General features: G+C 56.5%; 20 protein-coding genes, 2 tRNA genes and 1 pseudogene. 8 read left to right on the top strand and 15 right to left on the bottom strand.

The genetic code is table 11. From position 1 onward, the window contains the following. Positions 1–2 precede the first annotated feature (2 nt). From RD1_RS08590 to RD1_RS08580, 3 genes are read right to left on the bottom strand one after another with little or no spacing between them, the layout of a single operon-like run. Complete coding sequence (locus tag RD1_RS08590) at positions 3–269, bottom strand: DUF6525 family protein (RefSeq protein ID WP_011568086.1); 267 nt, start codon at positions 267–269, stop codon at positions 3–5. Next, positions 266–901, bottom strand: a complete 636-nt coding sequence (locus tag RD1_RS08585; RefSeq protein ID WP_044033033.1) for a DUF1826 domain-containing protein — start codon at positions 899–901, stop codon at positions 266–268. Before RD1_RS08585 ends, RD1_RS08590 begins: the two co-directional genes overlap by 4 nt. After that, positions 898–2109, bottom strand: coding sequence for a GTP-binding protein (locus tag RD1_RS08580; protein ID WP_011568084.1), 1212 nt, complete (start codon positions 2107–2109; stop codon positions 898–900). Before RD1_RS08580 ends, RD1_RS08585 begins: the two co-directional genes overlap by 4 nt. A 104-nt stretch (positions 2110–2213) precedes the next feature. Between RD1_RS08580 and RD1_RS08575 the strand changes: the two genes are divergently transcribed. Both RD1_RS08575 and RD1_RS08565 read left to right on the top strand, forming a co-directional pair. Next, positions 2214–2636, top strand: coding sequence for an RrF2 family transcriptional regulator (locus tag RD1_RS08575; RefSeq protein WP_044033032.1), 423 nt, complete (start codon positions 2214–2216; stop codon positions 2634–2636). Positions 2637–3469: 833 nt separating this feature from the next. Next, positions 3470–3543, top strand: a tRNA-Cys gene (locus RD1_RS08565). Positions 3544–4027: 484 nt separating this feature from the next. Here the strand turns inward: RD1_RS08565 and RD1_RS08555 are convergent. The 4 genes from RD1_RS08555 to RD1_RS08535 form a co-directional block, all read right to left on the bottom strand. Further along, positions 4028–5142, bottom strand: a protein-coding gene (locus RD1_RS08555; protein WP_076611555.1) for an IS3-like element ISRde2 family transposase whose coding sequence is annotated in 2 segments (ribosomal slippage) — positions 4028–4887 and positions 4887–5142 — 1116 coding nt in all. Because the reading frame shifts where the segments join, the coding sequence is not laid out codon by codon here. Positions 5143–5204: 62 nt separating this feature from the next. Beyond that, positions 5205–5435, bottom strand: a complete 231-nt coding sequence (locus RD1_RS21150; RefSeq protein WP_044033029.1) for a hypothetical protein — start codon at positions 5433–5435, stop codon at positions 5205–5207. Then, positions 5432–5803, bottom strand: a complete 372-nt coding sequence (locus RD1_RS08540; protein ID WP_044033028.1) for a hypothetical protein — start codon at positions 5801–5803, stop codon at positions 5432–5434. Before RD1_RS08540 ends, RD1_RS21150 begins: the two co-directional genes overlap by 4 nt. A 242-nt stretch (positions 5804–6045) precedes the next feature. Continuing rightward, a complete protein-coding gene (locus tag RD1_RS08535) occupies positions 6046–6801 on the bottom strand; it encodes a hypothetical protein (RefSeq protein ID WP_011568081.1) in 756 nt (251 codons plus the stop codon). Positions 6802–7010: 209 nt separating this feature from the next. On the opposite strand from RD1_RS08535, the gene RD1_RS08530 reads away from it, so the two are divergent. The 4 genes and pseudogenes from RD1_RS08530 (at position 7011) to RD1_RS08515 (ending at position 9672) form a co-directional block, all read left to right on the top strand. Beyond that, complete coding sequence (locus RD1_RS08530) at positions 7011–7307, top strand: hypothetical protein (RefSeq protein WP_011568080.1); 297 nt, start codon at positions 7011–7013, stop codon at positions 7305–7307. Beyond that, entirely contained in the window at positions 7292–8524 is a 1233-nt protein-coding gene (locus tag RD1_RS08525; RefSeq protein ID WP_011568079.1) for a recombinase family protein, read from the top strand. Before RD1_RS08530 ends, RD1_RS08525 begins: the two co-directional genes overlap by 16 nt. Before the next feature lie 45 nt (positions 8525–8569). Then, positions 8570–8740, top strand: a pseudogene (locus tag RD1_RS21275) (transposase); the annotation flags it as partial. Next, entirely contained in the window at positions 8707–9672 is a 966-nt protein-coding gene (locus tag RD1_RS08515; RefSeq protein ID WP_245897203.1) for an IS3 family transposase, read from the top strand. The pseudogene RD1_RS21275 and the gene RD1_RS08515, both read left to right, overlap by 34 nt. A 334-nt stretch (positions 9673–10006) precedes the next feature. Here RD1_RS08515 and RD1_RS08510 read toward each other — a convergent pair. The 6 genes from RD1_RS08510 to RD1_RS08480 all read right to left on the bottom strand — a co-directional run bounded on the left by RD1_RS08510 (position 10007) and on the right by RD1_RS08480 (position 16269). Beyond that, a tRNA-Phe gene (locus tag RD1_RS08510) sits at positions 10007–10081 on the bottom strand. A gap of 691 nt (positions 10082–10772) precedes the next feature. After that, positions 10773–11516, bottom strand: coding sequence for an alpha/beta fold hydrolase (locus tag RD1_RS08500; protein WP_011568076.1), 744 nt, complete (start codon positions 11514–11516; stop codon positions 10773–10775). Then, on the bottom strand, positions 11513–13051 hold the full coding sequence (locus RD1_RS08495) for an ABC transporter permease (protein ID WP_044033393.1): 1539 nt from the start codon (positions 13049–13051) through the stop codon (positions 11513–11515). The genes RD1_RS08500 and RD1_RS08495 overlap by 4 nt, the downstream gene beginning before the upstream one ends. Next, positions 13051–14109 (bottom strand): quaternary amine ABC transporter ATP-binding protein, encoded by a 1059-nt coding sequence (locus RD1_RS08490; RefSeq protein WP_044033392.1) that lies wholly within the window; start codon positions 14107–14109, stop codon positions 13051–13053. The genes RD1_RS08495 and RD1_RS08490 overlap by 1 nt, the downstream gene beginning before the upstream one ends. A gap of 71 nt (positions 14110–14180) precedes the next feature. Continuing rightward, entirely contained in the window at positions 14181–15140 is a 960-nt protein-coding gene (locus RD1_RS08485) for a glycine betaine ABC transporter substrate-binding protein (protein WP_011568073.1), read from the bottom strand. A gap of 34 nt (positions 15141–15174) precedes the next feature. After that, positions 15175–16269: a D-cysteine desulfhydrase gene (locus RD1_RS08480; RefSeq protein WP_044033026.1), complete on the bottom strand. Its 1095-nt coding sequence runs from the start codon at positions 16267–16269 to the stop codon at positions 15175–15177. A 109-nt stretch (positions 16270–16378) separates the two neighbouring features. Here RD1_RS08480 and RD1_RS08475 point away from each other — a divergent pair, with 109 nt between their 5' ends. After that, positions 16379–17269 carry a LysR family transcriptional regulator gene (locus tag RD1_RS08475; RefSeq protein WP_011568071.1) on the top strand — a complete coding sequence of 297 codons (891 nt, stop codon included), beginning with the start codon at positions 16379–16381 and terminating at the stop codon, positions 17267–17269. A 36-nt stretch (positions 17270–17305) separates the two neighbouring features. Here the strand turns inward: RD1_RS08475 and RD1_RS08470 are convergent, their stop codons facing one another. After that, entirely contained in the window at positions 17306–18439 is a 1134-nt protein-coding gene (locus RD1_RS08470; RefSeq protein WP_011568070.1) for an aminotransferase class I/II-fold pyridoxal phosphate-dependent enzyme, read from the bottom strand. Between the two features lie 384 nt (positions 18440–18823). On the opposite strand from RD1_RS08470, the gene RD1_RS08465 reads away from it, so the two are divergent. After that, positions 18824–20122, top strand: a complete 1299-nt coding sequence (locus tag RD1_RS08465) for an O-acetylhomoserine aminocarboxypropyltransferase/cysteine synthase family protein (protein ID WP_011568069.1) — start codon at positions 18824–18826, stop codon at positions 20120–20122. Between the two features lie 54 nt (positions 20123–20176). On the opposite strand, the gene RD1_RS08460 is transcribed toward RD1_RS08465, so the two are convergent. Beyond that, complete coding sequence (locus tag RD1_RS08460; protein WP_011568068.1) at positions 20177–20875, bottom strand: SIMPL domain-containing protein; 699 nt, start codon at positions 20873–20875, stop codon at positions 20177–20179. Between the last annotated feature and the right edge of the window lie 30 nt (positions 20876–20905).

Here is a 20905-nt window from a genome sequence, read left to right as displayed (position 1 = left end):
GCTTAAGGTGTGTGAATTTCGCGGATCAAAGGCCGGTCACGCGCCAGTGTTTGCGCCTCGGCACGCGACAGGGCACGGAGTGCATCCTGAACGCTTTGACCCTGCGCCTCGGCACGGTTCCAGATGCGTCGTGCAGAGGTCGGCGACCATGGCAGTGCCGCCTGGGACAGCCAGTTTCGCAAGGGTTTGGGCAAGTTGTCATAACTATGCATCGGATCGACCGGCCGCCGCCTGCGTCGCAGCTTTGTGGCGCCGAGGTTGCGGTTCATAGTGCATCCTCCCGGTCAAAGACCGGATCAAGCACAAGGACCAGCCTCGTTTCCTCGCTGCCCTCAATGGGCGGCGAACGGTGCAACAGACCGGAACGCGGGGAGTCCGGCCAAAGCGTCCCACGCAGCAAAATGGGAGATCCCGTCGGGACGGTGAACACCCGCAACGGATCATCCCCCTTTTTGGAAATGCCATATTGAGTGCCCGTCCCGCGGTAGGTGCAGATCAGACGCGCCATGACCGCATCGACGTGAAACTTGCGGCAGGCATTGGTTTTCACCGGTTCAAGCCGCACCTGCAGATAGCGCGCCTGCATCAGATCTGCGAAAAGATGGGCCAGGGCCGCCATGTCGTCGATGAGTTGGACGCGCTCTGCACATTTCGGCGTCCGAGCCCTATCAAAAAGCTGGCTCAATGCATCAGAAACGTCCTCTGGGCGCAGGGTCGCGCGGAGCCGGGGCAACTGTGTGCTGGGAAGCGCATCCAACCACGATTGAAACGCGGGCGCGGCTTGCCTGCGCCAGATCGCAGCGGCACAACCGGGTTTCCGGATGGCCACGAGGTCTTCAGGCCGGTCCGCAACAGCGACCCCCACGGCGGCGTCTCGCACAACTTCACGCACGAACGTCATGCCGCTTGTTCCGCACGGCGCCACATGGGGAACGGGTCGGGATAATCCGGCAAGTCATCCGGCCCCGGGGCCACCGACGCAGGCACAAGACAGCCATCAAGGCGTGATTTCAGCGAAGGCCAGTCGATCCCTGCCCCGATAAACACCAGTTCCTGACGGCGGTCCCCCCAAGGTTCTTGCCAATGCGCCTGCAAATAGCTTTTCACGCTTTCATGCGCAGGCCAGCTCTCCTTTGACACAGAGGCCCACCACGTCCCCAGCGGTTTCACCGTAGATAACGACCCCGCCAGTGAAAACTCGGCAATCCAGTCAGGGCGCGTTGCGATCCAGAAATGGCCCTTGGCCCGGATGACGCCCGGCATATCACCGTTCAGAACCGCGAGGATCTGCGCCGGAACAAATGGACGCCGCGCCCGGTAGACAAAAGAGGCAACACCGTATTCTTCCGTTTCAGGAACATGATCGGCAAAGCCATACAGCTCTTTGGCCCACATCGGGTGCTCATGGGCCTTTTCGAAATCAAAGAGGCCCGTGTCGAGGATCGCATCCGCCGGGACATCGGATTGATCCGTCTCGATGATCCTCGCATCCGCGTTCAGTGAGCGGATGATCTTGCGCGCAGCATCGACACGTTCGGGACCGGCATCCGTGACCTTGTTCAGGACAATGACATCCGCGAATTCAATCTGGTCGGTAAGAAGGTGAACCAATGTGCGGTCATCCTCTTCCCCCATCGTCTCGCCGCGGTCGCGCAGAAAATCATGGCTGCTGTAATCATTCAGCAAATTCGCCGCATCCACCACCGTGACCATCGTATCCAGTCGCGACACATCTGCCAGGCTATCGCCGAATTCATCCCGGAAATCGAATGTCGCTGCCACGGGCAATGGCTCCGAAATGCCGGTGGACTCGATGAGCAGGTAGTCAAACCGACCCTCAATGGCGAGACGGCGCACCTCGTCCAGCAAATCATCGCGCAACGTGCAGCAAATACAGCCGTTCGACATCTCGACCAGCGTCTCATCTGTCCGGCTCAGCTGTGTATCCGCCCGCACCAGATCAGCGTCGATGTTCACTTCGGACATATCATTGACGATGACCGCAACGCGCCGACCTTCCCGATTGTTCAGAACACGGTTCAACAGCGTGGTTTTTCCAGCCCCCAAGAATCCGGAAAGAACCGTGACGGGAAGACGAGCCTGTGACATTCTGTGCTCCAAAGCTTAGATCGCATATTACGCAACTTACTCAGTTACTAGACTATTGCAACAGCAATTGTTACGTAATGTGGGACGTCAGAGGAAAAGCGCCTATGAAACGTAATTCACGGTTATCGCTTGCGCTGCACACGCTCGGGCATATGGCAGGTGATCCGGAAAGAGTGCAGACATCTGCCGATATTGCGGAACATGCCGGTACGAACCCTGTCGTTGTCAGGCGCGTTTTGGGAAAGCTGCGCAAGGCGGGCCTTCTGACGTCAGAAAAGGGTCACGCGGGCGGGTGGCGGCTTGCGCGTGCACCGGGCCAAATAACTCTGGCTGATGTGTACCTCGCACTTGATGAGAGCCTCGTTGCCACCGGTGAAGCCGAGGCAATTCCTGCATGTTCCGTGGAGCATATCCTGCAGAGGAAAGTCGCATCCGTGCTAAAGGACGTGGAACAAAGCCTTGTAGAAAGGCTTTCCGCCACCACGATCGCAGAGGTCCGTGAGTCCAACGACATGAACGCCGGTTGAACCACGATGGCGGTTGCGACTACGCGCTCAAACGTCAAAGCCGCCGTTTTGCACGACACTTCGGAGTGACAGGGTTAAATCACTGGCAGCATCGACCTTGGCGCCGCCTGAAATCCAATTTGACACCTTTGCAAGAAATACTGTTGCAGTGTCGTCATTGCCATTGCCCCATCGCCATTATGGATCTGCCCAGCTTTTGGTGCCTCCCCAATCGCTCGGTTAAGCCCCCTTCCGCTCGCATGCGACAAGGCTTTTTGAAGAAGCTGAGGAACGAGAAAGGCGACAGTCCAGTGAACTGTCGGCCCCGACATAGTCACCGCCTTGCGGCATGTGTCCGCCTGTTTCAGCCCCGCTGTTCCGCCTCTGTCTGGCAGTAATACAGTCACAAGAACGGCACTTAGTCGGGACAGGCTTACGCCGGGCCGCTTGTCTTTGACAGATAGCCCATCCAGAACGCTCCTGCGGCGCGCCCAAACCAATAATTTTCCCGGAACTCCGCCCTGAATGATGCGGGGCGCGATGGGAAGATACTCATTAAATTAAGTCAGCACCTCAGCGTCATATCGTGAATTGGGGAAGGGGTGAGGATATGCTCTTCCGGATTCCACACGTAGGCTAAAGTTCACCACCAGCCAGTTAAGTTTCTTCTTTGTGACGTAGTCGCTGCGGGCACCACACCAACAGACTGTAAGGTCAAAACCCAGCGTCGGCGCAATCGCTTCCAAGGCTCCGGGAATGCTGGCCCAATACGCTCAGGTCAGTCGAAACGCAGGCAGTGCGCGAAATGTCGCTTGACGCTCAGATTTCAAATCCATATGGCTACGGTGCTAACAGGCGAGTTGGCGGAGTGGTTACGCAGCGGATTGCAAATCCGTGTACACCGGTTCGATTCCGGTACTCGCCTCCAAAATTTCTTAGCGAAAACATGCTTTTACACAACACGGGCGATCAGGCACCTCGTTCAGGAACAGTATAGACACAGTATTTGAGCGAAACATCGCTCGGAGCGTCGTGCTATCCTGCCAAGGCAAAGCCCAGAGGATCGGGTATTCGCAAACGACCGTAGGCGCAGTAACCTGCGGGTGGTGTTCGGGCGGTCGGAGATTCTCAACCCGCACAATTAAACCCATTCAGGCCAAGCCATTACAGGATGGCATTGTTCGTGCGGAGGACCCCAAGTTGGTCTCACAGCTTCAGCGGGTGTCGAGTGTAGACCTGTACTATATCTGCCAGATGGTAGACGGCGTCACGAGGGAGCCTGGGGCATACCTCCGAAACGTCGAGGACATATTCGGCGACATGTCTTCATCTAGCCTGGCGCGGAAGTTCCCGAAGTGGACCTGTTTTCACGTATTCGTGGAAGAGCTGTGACCTGCTCCCCTGAGAGTCCGCTACTTTAGGTTAGCACTGTTCAGGTTTTGGTCTTCCTTTGACCGTTGGTGATACTCCCACGGCGTGAGCCCGTCGAGGCTCGAATGTGGGCGGTAGTGATTGTAGTCGCCGCGCCATGCCGCAATCATGCGGCGGGCATGGCGCAAAGACGGGAACAGGTGTTCATTGAGGCATTCTTCGCGCATTCGCCCGTTGAAGCTTTCGACAAGACCGTTCTGCATCGGCTTTCCTGGCGCGATGTAGTGCCAACCAACTTTGCGGTTTTCCTGCCATTTCAGCATCGCATTGCTGGTCAGTTCTGTGCCGTTGTCTGAGACCACCATGCAGGGATAGCCACGGAGTTCTGCGATGCGATCCAGCTCACGGGCAACACGCGTGCCTCCGATGGATGTGTCCACCACAGCGGCCAGGCATTCCCGGCTGAAGTCATCGATCACATTCAAAACCCGGAACCGGCGACCATCCTCCAATGCATCCGACATGAAGTCGAGTGACCATCGCTGGTTCGGCCCCTGCGGGATCGCCATAGGCGTCCTGGTGCCCACAGCACGCTTGCGCCCGCCCCGTTTGCGAACGGTTAACCCTTCTTCGCGGTAGAGCCGGTACAGCTTCTTCCAGTTCACTTGCCATCCCTCGCGCTTCAGTAGGATATGCAGACGGCGATATCCGAACCGTCGCCGCTCGGACGCCAGTTCCTTCATCCTGGCCCGCAATTCCGTGTCGGCGGGGCGCTTCGACCTTCGCCGATAAACACGCGGATCGATCCCGGCCAAGGAACAGGCCCGTTTCTGATTGTAGCCCTTGGTCTTCATGGCCCAGTTCACAGCATTCCTCCTCGAACCGGGCCTCAGAAGTTTTTTCCGAGCATCTCTTTCAGCGTCGCCACGTCCATCATCTGCTCGGCCAGCATCTTCTTCAGTTTGGTGTTCTCGCTTTCAAGCGTCTTGAGCCGCCGTGCGTCGGACACTTCCATGCCGCCATACTTGGATCGCCACTTGTAAAAAGTCGCATCGCTGATCCCATGCTTGCGGCACAGCTCTTTCGCGCCAAGCCCGGCCTGGTGCTCTTTCAAAATGCCAATGATCTGCTCTTCGCTGAAACGGCTTCTCTTCATCGTCTGTCTCCTCAGTTGGAGAACAGGCTAACCAAAATTCGAGGACTTTTCAGGGGAGCAGGTCACGCAACTACGCCAGGAATCTTCTTAGCCAGCTCGGAGAGCGACTTTTCTCCGATTTCCTCAAGAACCTGTTCTGTAATAAATTGCCGAACTTTCTTGTCGAAGTGCGCTTCGACAGCTTCAAAAAAGTTATCTGTTTCAGGCGCTTGATCCTGTGCTTCCTGAGCAGAGACTTGCTCTGTAAGCGCAAGCGCAAAAGCAAGACAGGCAGAACCTTTGGCTTTCTTCATTGAGATCCTTCCTCCAGTTCATCGAGGACACGCAATTTCATTCGGAAAACTTGATTGTCAAACATCATTCTAGCGGCGCGTTCAAACGCAATACCTTCACTTTCGCGTGCTGATTGTACAGCTTCGCTTTGCAAAGCACTGAGGATCATTAGGTCAATTTTGTCAGAACACTCCGATGCGGCACGACCAACGCTCTCTTCAGTCGACAAGTCTTCTTCAGAGTGCAGGTAACGCGCGGCCAGACGAATGCATATTTCGGCTTCCAGCCATACTGTTGTTTCTTCGGAGACGCTTTGCTCCGCTACCGATTGCACGGGTAGAGAAACGATTGAAAGATTCAAACCCAAGATCAAGAAAAATGTTTTCATGTAGTCACTTTAACAGAGAATTTTGTGTCGTGCGAGCCACAACAAAGTGGGCGATATATTTTTGCAAAGCTCGTATTATTATCTTGGGTGCCAAAAGCTTATCTGTGCAGGTCATAGTCAGCTATGAATCTGGTATTAATTCGGGTGCCGAGTACCTGCGGGCTCTTTAACTAAGTTGTTCCGAACGGGCTTAACCCAGGATGTGATAAGCTGTTAAGAGTTAGTGTGATCAAGCCGGTTGATTAAGTCACAAATCGAACATCGGTGTGGAATACCTGCAACCCCTCATCATCAAACCGCGATGCAAGTCTGCGCTGATCTGTTGGTAGGTTCTTATCGGGTGACGTTATGACGACAAAACGGTGATCACCAGCGTCGTCCATTTCGACAAGCGGGTTCGGCTGCCCTTTTAGATCACGCAGCAAAAGCTGAACGCCATCCGTGATTGCGATGCGTAAACGCCTCTCATCGCCACTAAGAGCCAATGGATAATACTTTCCGCGATAACCCTGAAATGCGATGGCATGTCCAAAGCGATCAGAGGTCAGTTCCAGACAAAACGCGTCGCCAAACCGCAACGCTTTGGAGACTTTACGCATTTTGTCTGCGCGCTGCGCAATCCCGAATTCGTTTTTCATTTGTACGATGCGCAGCCCACCATCGACACTGCGACTATCAAGAAAACGATTCCAAGCACGCTTCGGGTTCATCTGAAACAGCTCTGGCGCAAAGGTCTTCGCCAGCTCGAAATGGTTTTCTTCCAACCATCGATGCATCAGCATGGCTTTGGCCGCTGAAACGTTCCCTCTCCTGAAATTGGAGTCATAGTCGGTGCCGACTTTGGGCAAGCCTAAGAAAGCCTGATCAATCAATTCCGCAATCGTGATGCTGTTGAGGTCTGCAACACCGCTGACTGCCTTAAAGAGGTTTTTCGTCAGGTCAATCCGCTGGTCTTTTGGAAGCTGGTCCCAATCGATATCCCCAGAGTTTTTATCCATGCCCAATACCCGTTCTTACCCGCGCTCTACCTGATGCTGCGCCCCCAGATACACCTTATCCTGCCAAGGCACGACCATAATCTTCACAGATAATGCTTTGAGATATAGGACTTTTATCCTATAATGTTCACATTATGTTCTCGCGCATGGTGCGTGAAGAAAGGAGAGATCAACAAAGCAAAAGCCACAGCGGCAGAAAGGACAACACCATGCGTGAACTACCCCCAAACTTTAATCCAGAGACGGCCCCGCCAACACTGACGATTGATTGGGATGCATATCTGCCGTTTTTTGAAGACGAAGATATTTCCTACGAGGACAAGCATGAGTTGATCGAGGCGCTTTGGTCTATTGTCGTCAGCTTTGTTGATCTGGGCTTTGGCGTCCACCCCGTCCAACAGGCTTGTGGAAAAAGCGATGATCCGCTGAGTGATGTGCCGCCTGATCTGCTATCCTTGTTAAAGAGCGAACAATCAGAACAGGAGGACCCATGGCAGGATCAGTAAATCAACAACAGGCCGTTATTTATTGCCGTGTGTCTGGGGCAAAGCAAGTGCGTGAAGGCGACGGGCTGGCCTCTCAGGAAACGCGCTGCCGTGAATATGCGAAATACAAAGGCTACTGCGTTTTAGACGTGTTCACTGATGACATGACCGGTAAGGCCGCAAGTCGCCCAGGCATGCAATCGATGCTCGGTTATCTGCACATGAACGCCAGCAAGGGTAGTGAGATTGTCGTCATCATTGATGACATCAGCCGTCTGGCGCGCGGCCTGACAGCACATCTTGAGCTGCGTCAGTCCTTGGCTGGCGCGGGCGGTAAGCTGGAAAGCCCATCGATTGAATTTGGCGAAGACAGCGATTCCGTGCTGGTAGAAAACCTTCTGGCTTCGGTTGCCCAACACCAACGCGAGAAAAATGGCGAGCAAACGAGCAACCGCATGAAGGGCCGGATGATGAACGGCTATAGCGTTTTCTGTGCGCCTGTCGGCTATCGCTATGAGAAAACAGCGGGCCATGGCAAGCTTTTGGTGCGCGACGAGCCTGCCGCTTCCATCATTCGCAAGGCAATGGAAGGCTTTGCCTCTGGTCGCTTTGAAACCATGGCCGAGGTCAAACGTTACCTTGAAAGTCAGCCTGCATTTCCAAACATCGACGGATCAATCCGCCAACAGGTTGTGACGGATTTATTCAGCCGTGTTCTCTATGCAGGATATATTGAGCATGAGCCATGGGGGATCACACGACGCAAAGGCCATCATGAGGCGCTTGTGTCCTTGGAAACCTTTGAGCGCATTCAAGCCCGCAAGGCAGAACGCAATCTCGCTCCGGCCCGAACAGATATTAATGCAGACTTTCCACTGCGTGGCGCTGTCGCCTGCGCGGATTGTGATGCGCCGATGACCTCGTGCTGGTCAAAGAGTGCGACGGGCAAACGCTATCCCTATTTCTGGTGCCAAACCAAAACCTGCGGCATGTATCGCAAGAGTATCCGCGCTGAAAAGATCGATGCAGCTTTTGCTGAAGTGATGCATGCACTTTCTCCAGCCAAGGGTCTGGTCGGTCTCGTAAAAACCATGTTGCACGATGCGTGGGGCCAGAGATTGGCGCAAGCCAACACGATCAAAGAGACGACCAAGCGCGACATTGCTCAGTTGGACAAACAGCTCGATGGTCTGCTGGATCGCGTTGTTGAATCAGACAACCCAACGGTCCTTTGGTAATCCCCCCGAAATTTAGGGGTCTGCGGAAGTAGAATTTTCTCGAAGATGGAAGAGGAGATTCTGATGAAGAAATCGAAGTACAGCGACGCGCAGATCATGGCGATCTTGAAGCAGGCGGAGAACGGCGTGCCGGTGTCTGATCTGTGTCGCGAACATGGGATGAGCAGCGCGAGCTTTTATAAGTGGCGTTCAAAATATGGCGGCATGGATGCCAGTCTGATGGCGCGGATGAAGGAGCTCGACGAAGAGAACAAGCGGCTGAAAAAGATGTATGCCGAGAAGAGCATGCAGAACGATCTGCTGAAGGAAGCCCTTGGAAAAAAGTGGTGAGGCCGTCTCAAAGACGCGAGATGGCCGAATGGGCGGTGCGCTACCGTTCCGCCAGCATCGCTCTGGCGTGCCGGGCGTTCTCAATCAGCGAGACCTGCTTTCGATATCAGCCAAAGCTCAGCGATGAGAACGAGTTGATCGCTGATTGGCTGGTCGCGTTGACGAATGCCAAGAAGACATGGGGTTTCGGCCTGTGCTTGCTGCATCTGCGGAACGTGAAAGGGTTCAAATGGAACCACAAGCGCGTTTATCGCATCTATCGCGAGTTGGAGCTGAACATGCGGATCAAGCCCCGAAAACGGCTGCAACGGGAGAAGCCTGAGCCACTGGCCGTGCCGGAGGCCCCGAACGAAGTGTGGTCGATGGACTTCATGGCCGACCAGTTGGCGGATGGCAGATCGTTCCGGACGCTGAACGTGCTGGATGACTTCAATCGAGAAGGCTTGGCCATTGAGGTCGACTTCTCACTGCCGTCAGAACGCGTGGTTCGGACGCTAAACCAGATCATTGCATGGCGTGGCAAGCCGTTGGCCATTCGTGTGGACAATGGCCCAGAATACGTCAGCGCCAGGCTCCAGAACTGGGCAGAGAAGGCGGGGATCGGGCTGATCTACATCCAGCCCGGCAAGCCCCAACAGAACGCCTATGTCGAGAGATACAACAGAACTGTCCGCACGGAATGGCTTGGGCGGTATCACTTCAACAGCATCGAAGAGGTGCAAGACCATGCCACCCGTTGGCTCTGGACATATAACAACGAAAGACCAAACATGGGGATCGGCGGAGTGACACCGATACAGAAACTGAAAGCAGCATAGATTCTACTGACGCGCCCCTCTGAAAATGGGGGGATTACCATTGCAGCCTTCGAGAAAAACATCACGAAGCTGGAACGCGACAAGCTAATTTTGGTGGATAAAATGGATCAAAAGGCGCAACCCAAGCACACACTCGAAGAAATTTTCGAACTTTCCATGGCATTTCTCGCAAACCCTTGGATTATCTGGAAAAACGGCGACCTCACCCTCAAGAAAACAGTGCTGAGACTGGTGTTTGACAAGCCATTGGCCTACAGTAAGAAAACTGGATTTCGAACTCCGCAAACCTCTGTAATCTTTAGGTTTTTGGATGATCTTACTGAGAAATGTAAAATGGTGCCCGGGGGCGGAATCGAACCACCGACACGAGGATTTTCAATCCACTGCTCTACCCCTGAGCTACCCGGGCAACATGCGTCAACATTCTACTGCTGCCTGAGCGTTCTAGGAGGTTGGCAAGGATGTGTCCAGCCCATATTTTGAATTTAGAACTGCATCATTCGGACATCTCGGTTCAACGACCAAAGTTCAAATCCAGAGCGCAGCAAAACCAAGAAATCAGCCATTTAGTTTTGCGTACAAAACACCGTTTGGGATGCGTCATTCCAAACCTTTCGTATAATTCTCAAATTTGATTTCTCGGGCGCAACAGCAACTTGAGCAACATGTAAAAAACTGAACCAAGCCGACTTCACCGGAGAAATGAGCTGGAAGAAACTCTGCAGGCTCCACCATGACAAAGCGCTAAAAGGGGCGGATGCTAGCGCGTACTGGGCGCTGGTACCCCCATGGCGATCCCGCAGGCGCCAAGCCAGCGGTGGTTGCGCAATGTGATGTCAGGCGCGCCAAAGGATAGTCGACGTTTCCATGTGCTGAAGGTGATCAAATTCGTGAACTGGGCGGCTGCCCCTGCATCGCGGTCCCAGCCAACGGCACCGGACTGACTTCGCAGCACATGCTGATATGGCAGGAAGACCACACGGTCGGCCGGACCTGCAATGTATGAGGTAAAAGGCTTCCGGCGCCGCGCACATCAAGACGGATCGTTTTCTCACGATGTCGACAGGTTCCGCCGCAAGGAAAACGACCGCACCCACCTATCAAATTATCGCCTTGGGCTCGGGAGGCTGCAAGTAGTCGCGCAACAAAGCGGCAAAGAGTTCCGGTTTTTCAAGGTGTACCGCATGGGCGCATCCCGGAACAACAGCGAGGTGCGCCTTCTCAATCGCCTGCCATAGCAAGGCGGTCTGCTCCCACGCATAGGTGCGGTCGCAATCCCCCCAGATGATCAGCGTTTCCCGGGTCAAATCGCCAAGCGCTGTTTCTCCTGACCAGCCTTGCATGGCATCGAGGCCTGCCAATATCGCGCCCAGACTTGCGTGTTCTGCAATCGCTGCACAGTCTTCATAGGCCGGTGCCGCCTCGCGGTGCAGGAACCACGTTGCGGCAATGCGTCTGGCGGTGGCCTGTGCACCGTCCAGCCGGGCGCGCTCCTGGCTTTCAGCGATGGGCTCAAAGCGTCCGGGCAAAACACCTTTGGCTCCCGTGGCATAGAGCACGAGTTTCCCGATCCTGTCCGGGGACTTGCGCGCCATCTCCTGCACGATCATCCCGCCCATCGAATGCCCCAACAGATCAAAATCCTGCACCCCCCTGCGGTCCAACGTGTCAATCACCCAATCCGCAAACCCGCAAATGGTGTTGACCGGGGCGAGATGGCTGTTTGCCCCGAACCCTGGCAGATCGAGTGCAATCACCTCGCGTATGTCCGAGAGCCGCGCGACCTCTCCGGCCCATTGTGCGCTGCCGCCCATGAAACCATGCACCATCACCAGAGGTGTCACTTGCGCTTGCCCTGCACAATTCGGTCAAGGATCATGGCACAGAACAGGATCGCAAAGCCCGCCAGAATCCCCTGCCCCACATTGGCGTATTGCAAGGCCTCCAGCACGTCTTCGCCAAGACCCTTGGCCCCGATCAACGATGCAACGACGACCATCGCCAGGGACAGCATGATGGTCTGGTTAATGCCCGCGCGTATCGACGGGCTGGCGAGCGGCAGATCCACCCGTGTCAGCAGATACCACTTGTTGGCACCAAATGAGATTGCCGCCTCTCGAACGCTTTCGGGAACCCCCCGCAGCCCCAGAACGGTCAGACGCACCACGGGCGTGCCGCCAAAGATCATCGTTGTCACCACAGCCGCGGGCTTGCCCGTGCCGAAGAACGCGATGACGGGGATCATAAAAACAAAGGCGGGCATGGTCTGCATGAAGTCCATGATCGGCTGAATGGCTGCGTAAAACCGCGGACGCCGGGCCGCAAACATTCCCAGCGGGATACCAATCAGGATGGACAAGCAGGCCGCAGTGCCCAGCAAGGCAAGGGTTGTCATCGCTTTTTCCCAAAAGCCCAGCAGCCCCATATAGGACAGGAAAGCACCCGACCAAATCGCCATGCGGACACCCGCCGTCAGCCATGTCAGCAGGATGATCAGGGCAGCGATGACAATCCACGGCGTGCTGACAAAGACAACCTCCAAGGCATCCAGCAAGAGCCGGATCACAAAGGTGATCGCATCAAAAAGGGCATCCCCGTTCAACACAGCCCAATTAAAGAACCCCTCGACCTTGTCGATACTGGTGAGCCGGATATCCGCATTTGTCGGGAAGTTGTCCAGCAGATCAAATCGTCCGGGGAAACTGTAGTGCAACATCGCCGCCAGAACGATCAGAGCCATGAAAATCGCGCTGAGCACGATATGCGATATCGGCATGGCCGACCGGATCGTGCGATCAGACACCCAATCAGAAAACCGCGCCTCAAGCGCCCAATTGGCAACGATGGCTTGTGCGGCTTTCGCCACGATCAGAATACCAAGACCGATCAATGCAATCTGCGGCCCCTGTGCGGCCATCGCTGCTGCTTCATCGCGCATGGCATCAATATTGTTTTCCAAACCGTCAACCGCTCGGCGGAATGCATCTACCCTGTCCGAGCCGGACTCGATCGCGGCTGCGAGCTGCTGGCGGCGCAATTCCAATGTGCCCTCGATAGAGGCAATCCGCGCCATCGCATCAGCGCCGAGATCGCCGAAAAGACCACGCGCAATCTGCACCAGCGCCAAGACTTCGAGGATCAGAAAAGGCAGCGCCCAGGACCAAAGCCCGCGCGCCCCGAACCAAACCGGGCCAAATATGCCCGCCATCAGATTGAACGTCGGCGTAAAGCGGGCGGAAGCCCCGATCTTGTTGAAATTCGCGATGTAATAGTCAGGGTTGGTTCGCACAAAGCTGCGAATGTTATCGCGCCGCTCTTCGGCATAGGCGATTGCGGCTTCGCTGTTGGGATCATCAAGCGGATTTACGGATGCGTCCATCATGATACCTCTGTTCCTTCGATCACGGTTCGCAGCAGATCAGCGCGCGTGACAATACCAACATCAGTGCCGGCATCCTGCACAAGGATCGGGTTTTCATCGTCAATGGCAAGGTTGATGAGGTTGCTGAGCGTTTCGTGCCCCGCAACACGGCGGAGATCGCCGGAAATGGGACCGCTTTGGGCGATGTAGCTGTCCAATGGCTGCATGACCGCATGTGCATGTACCACCTTGAGACGCGAGATCCCGGCGACAAAATCGGCGACGTAATCATCAGCGGGCTTCATGACAATGTCTTCGGCGGTGCCAATCTGCACCACCTTTCCGTCCCGCATGATCGCAATGCGATCGCCAATGCGGACAGCTTCATCAAGGTCGTGGGTGATGAAGATCGTCGTTTTCTTCAAAATCTTGGACAGGCGGATGAATTCATCCTGCAACTGTCTGCGGATCAATGGATCAAGTGCCGAGAACGGCTCGTCCATCAACAAGACATCAGGGTTGGCAGCAAGGGCGCGCGCCAGACCGACGCGCTGTTGCATCCCGCCGGACAATTCATGGGCAAATTTTGCCCCCCATGCACCAAGTTCGACGATATCGAGGATCGCCGCCGCCTGTCGCAGCCGTTCATTCTTGGCCACCTGTCGGATTTCCAGGGGCATCGCCACATTATCCAGAACCGACCTGTGTGGCATCAATGCAAAATTCTGGAACACCATCCCGATCTTGCGGTTTCGGAATGCCTGCAACTCTTTGGATCCAAGAGCCATCACATCGGTCCCTTCGATCGCTATTTTGCCCGCAGTAGGTTCAAGAAGGCGGTTGAAATGGCGCACCAATGTCGATTTGCCGCTCCCGGACAGCCCCATGATGCAAAAGATTTCACCGCGAGAAACCGAAAGGGAAACATCGGCGACACCAACGACAGAATTGAATTCCGCCAGGACTTCGGATTTGGAAAGCCCCCTGTCGCGTATGGCCTGCAACGCGGCTTCCGGTTTGGCGCCGAAAATCTTCCACACGTTGGAGATTTCGATAACGCAGTCATTGATTTGCATGCTCGCCCCACCCGCTGTTTGAATGATCGGCGCGATCACGCGCGCCGATCATGTTTGATTCACTCCGCCTCTTACAGGCCCAGCATTGCATCAACGCGGTCAGAATTCGCGGCAACCCACTCTGCTGCGACGTCTGATGGTTCACGGCCATTCGCACTGATCTCAAATGCAAGGCTGCTGACATCATCGGCAGTCAACTGAAAATTCGCAAAGAACTCCGCGATGGCTGGCGCACGCTCGGGCAGGGAATTGGACCATGCGATCTGGACCTGCTTGAGGTCATCCTTGGTCGCCACCATCGATTTCTCATACCAGTCCGCATCATCGGATGGTTGCACCATGATGTATTTTTCCGGGTCGAAAGCTGGCTCAGTCAGCATGACAACGTCAAACATGTACCAAACCGCATGCGGCTCATAGCAATAGAACGCATAGCCCTCGCCCTTTGCAATACTGTCCTTGATCCGTGCGGTCTTGACCGCTTCTTCGGCGCGAATTGGCTCGATAAAGTCGAGCAGGCCGTAGTCGCGAACCTTTACTTCATTGACGTTTGCAGACGCCCAGCCGGGTGCGCCAATCCACATTTCGCCCAGCCCGTTGCCATCGCTGTCCATCAGGGCCGCCACATCCGGGCGGCCCAGATCCGCAATGTCGGTGATGTCGTTGGCCGCTGCAAAATCCTTGGACACGCAGAAGCCCTGATTGCCCTGATAGGGGTTCGTTGACAGCGTCACGGTGCCGGCTTCATCCACATATTGCTTGGTAAAGCTCTCCTGGTTTGGCAGCCAGACATCAGGGTGCACGTCAATGTCGCCCTCGCCCTGGTCCATGGCCTGGAAAATTGTGGCGTTGTTGCCGGGAACATAATCAACTGTTCCGCCAATGCGTGTTGTGACCACCTCGCCCAAGACATAGGCAATCGCCTGCGCCCCGGTCCATGTCGGCACCCCGATTTTCACCTCTTCCGCGAAGGCGGGAACGCTTACCACGCTGGCAAGCGCTGCAGTCATCAGTTTCATCTTCAAAGTCATCTCTAGTCTCCTTGTTGGTCTGTTTCTTGCGTTTTTATGTTACATAGCCGGGCAGTCCGAAGGTGTCGGGGTAGCCAAAGAGCGCGGCACTGCCCCCTGTGTGCAGGAATACAACGTTATTCATACCATCAAAGTGGCCCTTGCGGGTCAAATCGATCAGCCCGTCGAGGCCCTTGCCAGAATAAACCGGATCGAACAAAAGCCCTTCCGTCTGCGCCAAGAGCTTGAGCGCCCCGATCATACCAGCCGTCGGCAAGCCATAGCCCGGACCGACGTAGTCGCAATTGGCCCGCACGCTGCGGCGCGAAATCACATTCGGTACGCCCAGATCGGCCGCCGTGCGCTGCGCAAGATCATGCACCATGCTCTCTTGCTGCTCTTGCGCGGCGCGCACGCCAATACCGAGGAGGTGAATATCGCTCTCAATCGCGGCAAGTCCCGTCACCAGACCGGCCTGCGTGCCTGCGCTGCCGGTGGCGTGAACAAGGGCATCAACGTCCAGCCCCTTGCGGATGGATTGTTCTACCAGTTCACGGGCGCAATTGACGTATCCCAAGGCGCCAATCGTGTTCGATCCGCCACCGGGAACGACATAGGGGGTCTTTCCCGCCTTGCGGCATTTATCCGCGAGGAGTTGCATTTCGGCATTCATATCCGTGCCGCCACTGCGTTTGGACACGCTTGCGCCATGCAGACGGTCCAGCAAGACGTTGCCGTTCATTGTGTAACTGTCGTCATTTGACCCGGTGCGGTCCTCAAGCAGAATATGGCATTCCATCCCCAGCCGCGCCGCCGCTGCGGCCGTTTGGCGGGCGTGGTTGGATTGCGTCGCACCTTGGGTAATGATCGTGTCGGCGCCCCTTTTCTGGGCGTCAGCCATCAGGTATTCCAGCTTTCTGGTCTTGTTCCCGCCAGAAGACAGGCCGGTGCAGTCGTCGCGCTTTACCCACAGGCGCGGGCCGCCAAGATATGCGCTGAGGCGGTCCATCGGCTCAAGCGGCGTTGGGAAGTGGCCCAAGGTCACGCGCGGGTATTTGGCCAGTCGCACGGCCAGATCCTTGCAGCGGCTTGCCACCAAATCCGCCGGCTCCGTCGCGTGTTGCACCATTGCGTGTTCGATTGCCGTCATCCCATGCCCAAATCGCCTTCAGGCAAAGCATCCTCTGGGGTCATACAGAAAAACAGTGCTTTTTTCTATGGCTGCCCATACGATTGATATGAGCAGAGGGGTGAAACGGATGCAATTTCAATGGCTGGACGACGTTCTTGTGCTGCTGGAGGAAGGCAATATGTCTCGGGCTGCGGCGCGCCGAAACATCACCCAGCCTGCGTTTTCAAGGCGGATTCGCGGGTTTGAGGATTGGCTCGGCACGGACATTATCGAGCGCAAGATGAACCGGGTTGAGATCAGCGAAGCGCTCATATCCAACGAAGATGAGATTCGCGCACTGATGACTCGTTTGCGCGAGTTGCGCACAAAAATTGCGCATTATGAAAAGTCGCGGATGACCGTTGAACTGGCCGCCCAGCACGCACCGATATGTGCGGCTTTTCCCGACATGGCCCTGCGCGCGAGGCAAGAGCTGCACGGCCTGCAGTTCCGGTTGCGCGCCGGCAATCTGAACGACTGCGTGTCCATGTTTCTACGCGGTGATACAAGCATGTTGCTATGCTATCAGGCAGAAAGTGTGCGCAGGCTTCAATTCGGTCCGGACATCATACGCGGCGTATGGGGAAATGACTATCTGGTGCCCGTCGTCGGTGGGGCCTTGCGCTCTGTCGTGACAGATTTCGGCACGGTTCCCGCGCATACGCCCGCAATCGTCTATCCAGAGCACAGCTACTTTGGCGAAGTGCTGCGCAGGAATAACAGACCTTTCGGCATTCCGAGTTCCAGCGCAAACACGTTCAGCGTTTCGGCCTTTTCGAGTGGTACGCGCGAACTTGTTCTGAAGGGGTTGGGCATCGGTTGGTTGCCTTTCAGCATGGCGCACCGGGAAATCGAAAGTGGAGAGTTGATTTCGCTTGCAAACCACTACGGTCAGGAAGCGCTTCAAGTGGCGATCTACGCCGACAAAACAGTCGAAACCGCCCGGACACTGATGGAAATCTGGGCGCAGGATGGTTGAAGCATGCCCGCTACCGCCTGCGGCGGATGTGTTGGATTACGCATTTCGGTTCAGATATGCCTCGAACGCCGCCAGCCCTTCGTCCAGCCCGCGGCGACCCAGCCCGATGCGAAAGCGGTCCTGCGGCACGGGGCCGACATCAGATGCGTAGATCGCGCTTGGCAACACGAGCACGCCGCTCTGCTCCACGAGGTTTCGCGCGAAACTGTCCACGCCCTCTGCACCTTTGTAGCGCGGGTATGCCATGCAGGACCCATCCGGGTGCTGCCAGTCAAACAGATCGGGGTAGCGCGCAAAAAACGCATCCCACTTCGGCAGGTTTTCGTCGACAATCGCGCAGTTGCGCGCCAGCAACGCGCGCCGGTTCGCAAGCGCAATCATCGCAAGCCTTTCACTGGGACCCGAGTTGCAGATGGAAAGATAGTGTTTCAGACGCTCCATCCGCGCCAGCACATCGCGGTCCTTCGCAGCAATCCAGCCGATCCGCAACCCCGGCAGGCCATAGGATTTGGACATCACATTCAGCGACAGCCCGCGTTCGTAGACATCCGCGACAAAGGGCAAGAACTGCGTCCCGCTGGGGCCCAGCCCATGAAAGATCTCATCATGCAGAATATAGATGCCATGCTTGCGACACAGCGCGATCAATGCGTCATAACGGTCGCGCGACAGGATCGCCCCCGTCGGGTTATGCGGAAAATTCATCGTCAAAAGCCGGGTGTTGGGTCGGATGGCAGCGGCCACCCGGTCGATATCGAGGGACCAGCCATCATCCGGGTCAAGCGGGACGCCCGTGGCACTGCAGATCGTAACCGGCAGCGTCTCGTGGGACTGATAGTTCGGGGTCACGACGATGGCATGGCTGTCCTTGTCCAGCAGGACCGAATTGGCCGCAAAAATTCCCTCACTGGCCCCGGCAAAACACAGGATGTTGTCCGCTCCCTGCCCTGCATAAGTCTGCGCAATCCGCGCGCGCAGGTCCGGCGCGCCAAAGGTCTCCGTGTACCCAAGCCACATCTCTTCGAATGCCACGCGGTCCTCATCCGAGGCCATGGCAAGAAGGTCACGCAAAGAAATGCTTTCCGCATCCGAAGCCGTCAGATGGTACTGCGCGGTAAACTCCCATTTGGCGAAATGGGTCTCAAGGCGGAAATCGGGCAAACTGGGCATGGGACGTCCTGTGTAGCGTCTGGCGAAGTGCCGCAACCGTCGCATATCGCTTAACGCGTTGAAATCCTTGATTTCACGAAGCCGTGGATGGGGTCGTTTTTTTGCCCATGACGCTTTGGTGTGCCCGGCACGGGAGACCGCGTGCCAGACCTGAGCGATCTGCCCATGGATGCCATGCCCCGGCCACGGCCAAATGCCGACCCTCTCGGGACAGGATGCCTTGCGCACCCTTGCCACCCCGCCTCCTGTCATCGCGCGATCGGGCGCGCACCGGATACCAACACGCAGAGGGTTGCGGATGTGGCGGCCTGGGCGCGCGACCCTTGTACCCTTGTGCGGCTTGCCATAACCATGTGGCAAATCAAGTCCTCAGGAGAACCCACGATGACAGACCCAGAAGGTCCCAGCTACGGCTTTGACACGTTGCAGATTCACGCCGGCGCGCGTCCGGACCCTGCAACAGGTGCACGGCAGACGCCCATTTACCAGACAACCGCCTATGTCTTTCGCGACACCGACCACGCAGCGGCCCTGTTCAACCTGCAGGAAGTCGGATTCATCTATTCCCGGCTGACCAACCCGACGGTTGCGGTGCTGCAGGAGCGGATTGCAACCCTCGAAGGGGGCGTGGGTGCAGCCTGCTGTTCCTCTGGCCATGCGGCCCAGATCATGGCGCTGTTTCCCCTGATGGGGCCAGGCAAGAACGTGGTGGCGTCAACCCGTCTTTACGGCGGCACGGTCACGCAGTTCAGCCACACGATCAAGCGGTTTGGCTGGGAATGCACCTTTGTCGATTTCGACGATCTGGACGCCGTCAAGGCCGCGATCAACGACGACACCCGCGCGGTGTTCTGCGAGGCGATTGCCAATCCGGGCGGATATATCACCGATCTCGATGCGATTTCCAAGATATCTGACGCGGCGGGCATTCCGCTGATCGTGGATAACACATCCGCCACGCCATATCTGTGTCGCCCGATCGAACATGGTGCGACGCTGGTTGTGCACTCCACCACGAAATACCTGACAGGCAACGGCACGGTGACGGGCGGCTGCATCGTGGATTCGGGCAAATTCGACTGGTCTGCCAATGACAAATTCCCGTCGCTGAGCCAGCCGGAACCGGCCTATCACGGGCTGAAATTCCACGAAACCTTTGGCCCGCTGGCGTTTACCTTCCACTCGATTGCCATCGGCCTGCGCGACCTCGGGATGACCATGAACCCGCAAGCCGCGCATTACACATTGATGGGGACAGAAACGCTGTCGCTGCGGATGGACCGTCACGTGGAGAACGCGGAGACGATCACCAAGTGGCTGGAAAAAGACCCGCGGGTCGACTACGTGACCTACGCGGGCCTGCCGTCATCGCCCTACCATGACCGGGTGAAAAGGATTTGCCCAAAGGGTGCGGGCGGCCTGTTCACCTTTGCGATCAAGGGCGGCTATGAAGCCTGCATCAAGTTCGTGAACGCGCTTGAAGTCTTCAGCCATGTGGCAAATCTGGGTGATACACGATCCATCGTGACGCATTCGGCGTCCACCACGCACCGCCAGTTGACCCAAGAGCAGCAGGAGGCGGCAGGGGCCGGGCCGGGCGTTGTGCGTATATCCATCGGGACCGAGGACGCCGACGACCTGATCGCCGATCTGGATCAGGCGCTTGCCAAGGCCACCAGCTGAAAAGCATGAATTTGCCGGGAAAGGGCGGCCGCGCGCGGCCCTTTCTTTTTATCCTCAACCGTTTTCGTCCAGTATCCGGAACACCATGGACACCTGCGACGTCAGGCTGACTTCCCCTGCGGCAACAGGCACATCCGATGCCTGCCGTGCAGCGGCCATATTGAAAATCGAGGGCCGACTGCCACCACCGCTTTCTGATATCGTCTGCACCGGTCCCAATACGACGCCCGCCGCTTCGGCCAATTGCTCGGCCTTGGCGATGGCATCCCGGACCGCATCCTGACGTGCCCTTGCCATGGCAGGTTTCGGGTCCTGCACGGAAAACTGCAATCCGTTGAAGGTGTTGGCCCCATCCTCCACCACCCGATCCAGAATACCGCCGAGCGCATCAAGGTCGCGCACGCGGATGGTCAGCACGTTTTGCGCCACGAATCCGGTAATACGGGGGGGCTCATTATCCGGGTTGTTGCGGTTCCAGACGGGGCGCAGGTTGACACCCTGCGTTTGCATGTCGCGTGGTTCAATTCCCGCCTCGCCCAGTTGTGCAAGAACGGCCGCAACCGCTTCGGACGTCAGGCGCAACGCATCACCAGCCAGCGGCGCCTGATTGGTCACCCCGACGTTCAGCGTCGCCATGTCAGGGGCCATGTCGACAGCCCCTTGACCCGTCGTGGTAATGACGCGGTCCGTCTCCGCCAAAAGAGGCGGGGCCGTCGCCAAGATCCACGCAAGTGCAACAATCAACTGTTTCATCCAGAGCCTCCGTCTGTTTCTGCGAAAAAC

The sequence above is a fragment of the Roseobacter denitrificans OCh 114 genome (assembly GCF_000014045.1).
GTDB classification, from domain to species: Bacteria; Pseudomonadota; Alphaproteobacteria; order Rhodobacterales; family Rhodobacteraceae; genus Roseobacter; species Roseobacter denitrificans.
This window is presented reverse-complemented; position numbering and strand designations above follow the sequence as displayed.

Coding starts and splice junctions, on each gene's coding strand:
- RD1_RS08590 (WP_011568086.1), bottom strand. CDS start 269: ATGAACCGCAACCTCGGCGCCACAAAGCTGCGACGCAGGCGGCGGCCG.
- RD1_RS08585 (WP_044033033.1), bottom strand. CDS start 901: ATGACGTTCGTGCGTGAAGTTGTGCGAGACGCCGCCGTGGGGGTCGCT.
- RD1_RS08580 (WP_011568084.1), bottom strand. CDS start 2,109: ATGTCACAGGCTCGTCTTCCCGTCACGGTTCTTTCCGGATTCTTGGGG.
- RD1_RS08575 (WP_044033032.1), top strand. CDS start 2,214: ATGAAACGTAATTCACGGTTATCGCTTGCGCTGCACACGCTCGGGCAT.
- RD1_RS21150 (WP_044033029.1), bottom strand. CDS start 5,435: ATGAAGAAAGCCAAAGGTTCTGCCTGTCTTGCTTTTGCGCTTGCGCTT.
- RD1_RS08540 (WP_044033028.1), bottom strand. CDS start 5,803: ATGAAAACATTTTTCTTGATCTTGGGTTTGAATCTTTCAATCGTTTCT.
- RD1_RS08535 (WP_011568081.1), bottom strand. CDS start 6,801: ATGGATAAAAACTCTGGGGATATCGATTGGGACCAGCTTCCAAAAGAC.
- RD1_RS08530 (WP_011568080.1), top strand. CDS start 7,011: ATGCGTGAACTACCCCCAAACTTTAATCCAGAGACGGCCCCGCCAACA.
- RD1_RS08525 (WP_011568079.1), top strand. CDS start 7,292: ATGGCAGGATCAGTAAATCAACAACAGGCCGTTATTTATTGCCGTGTG.
- RD1_RS08495 (WP_044033393.1), bottom strand. CDS start 13,051: ATGGACGCATCCGTAAATCCGCTTGATGATCCCAACAGCGAAGCCGCA.
- RD1_RS08490 (WP_044033392.1), bottom strand. CDS start 14,109: ATGCAAATCAATGACTGCGTTATCGAAATCTCCAACGTGTGGAAGATT.
- RD1_RS08485 (WP_011568073.1), bottom strand. CDS start 15,140: ATGACTTTGAAGATGAAACTGATGACTGCAGCGCTTGCCAGCGTGGTA.
- RD1_RS08480 (WP_044033026.1), bottom strand. CDS start 16,269: ATGACGGCAATCGAACACGCAATGGTGCAACACGCGACGGAGCCGGCG.
- RD1_RS08475 (WP_011568071.1), top strand. CDS start 16,379: ATGCAATTTCAATGGCTGGACGACGTTCTTGTGCTGCTGGAGGAAGGC.
- RD1_RS08470 (WP_011568070.1), bottom strand. CDS start 18,439: ATGCCCAGTTTGCCCGATTTCCGCCTTGAGACCCATTTCGCCAAATGG.
- RD1_RS08465 (WP_011568069.1), top strand. CDS start 18,824: ATGACAGACCCAGAAGGTCCCAGCTACGGCTTTGACACGTTGCAGATT.
- RD1_RS08460 (WP_011568068.1), bottom strand. CDS start 20,875: ATGAAACAGTTGATTGTTGCACTTGCGTGGATCTTGGCGACGGCCCCG.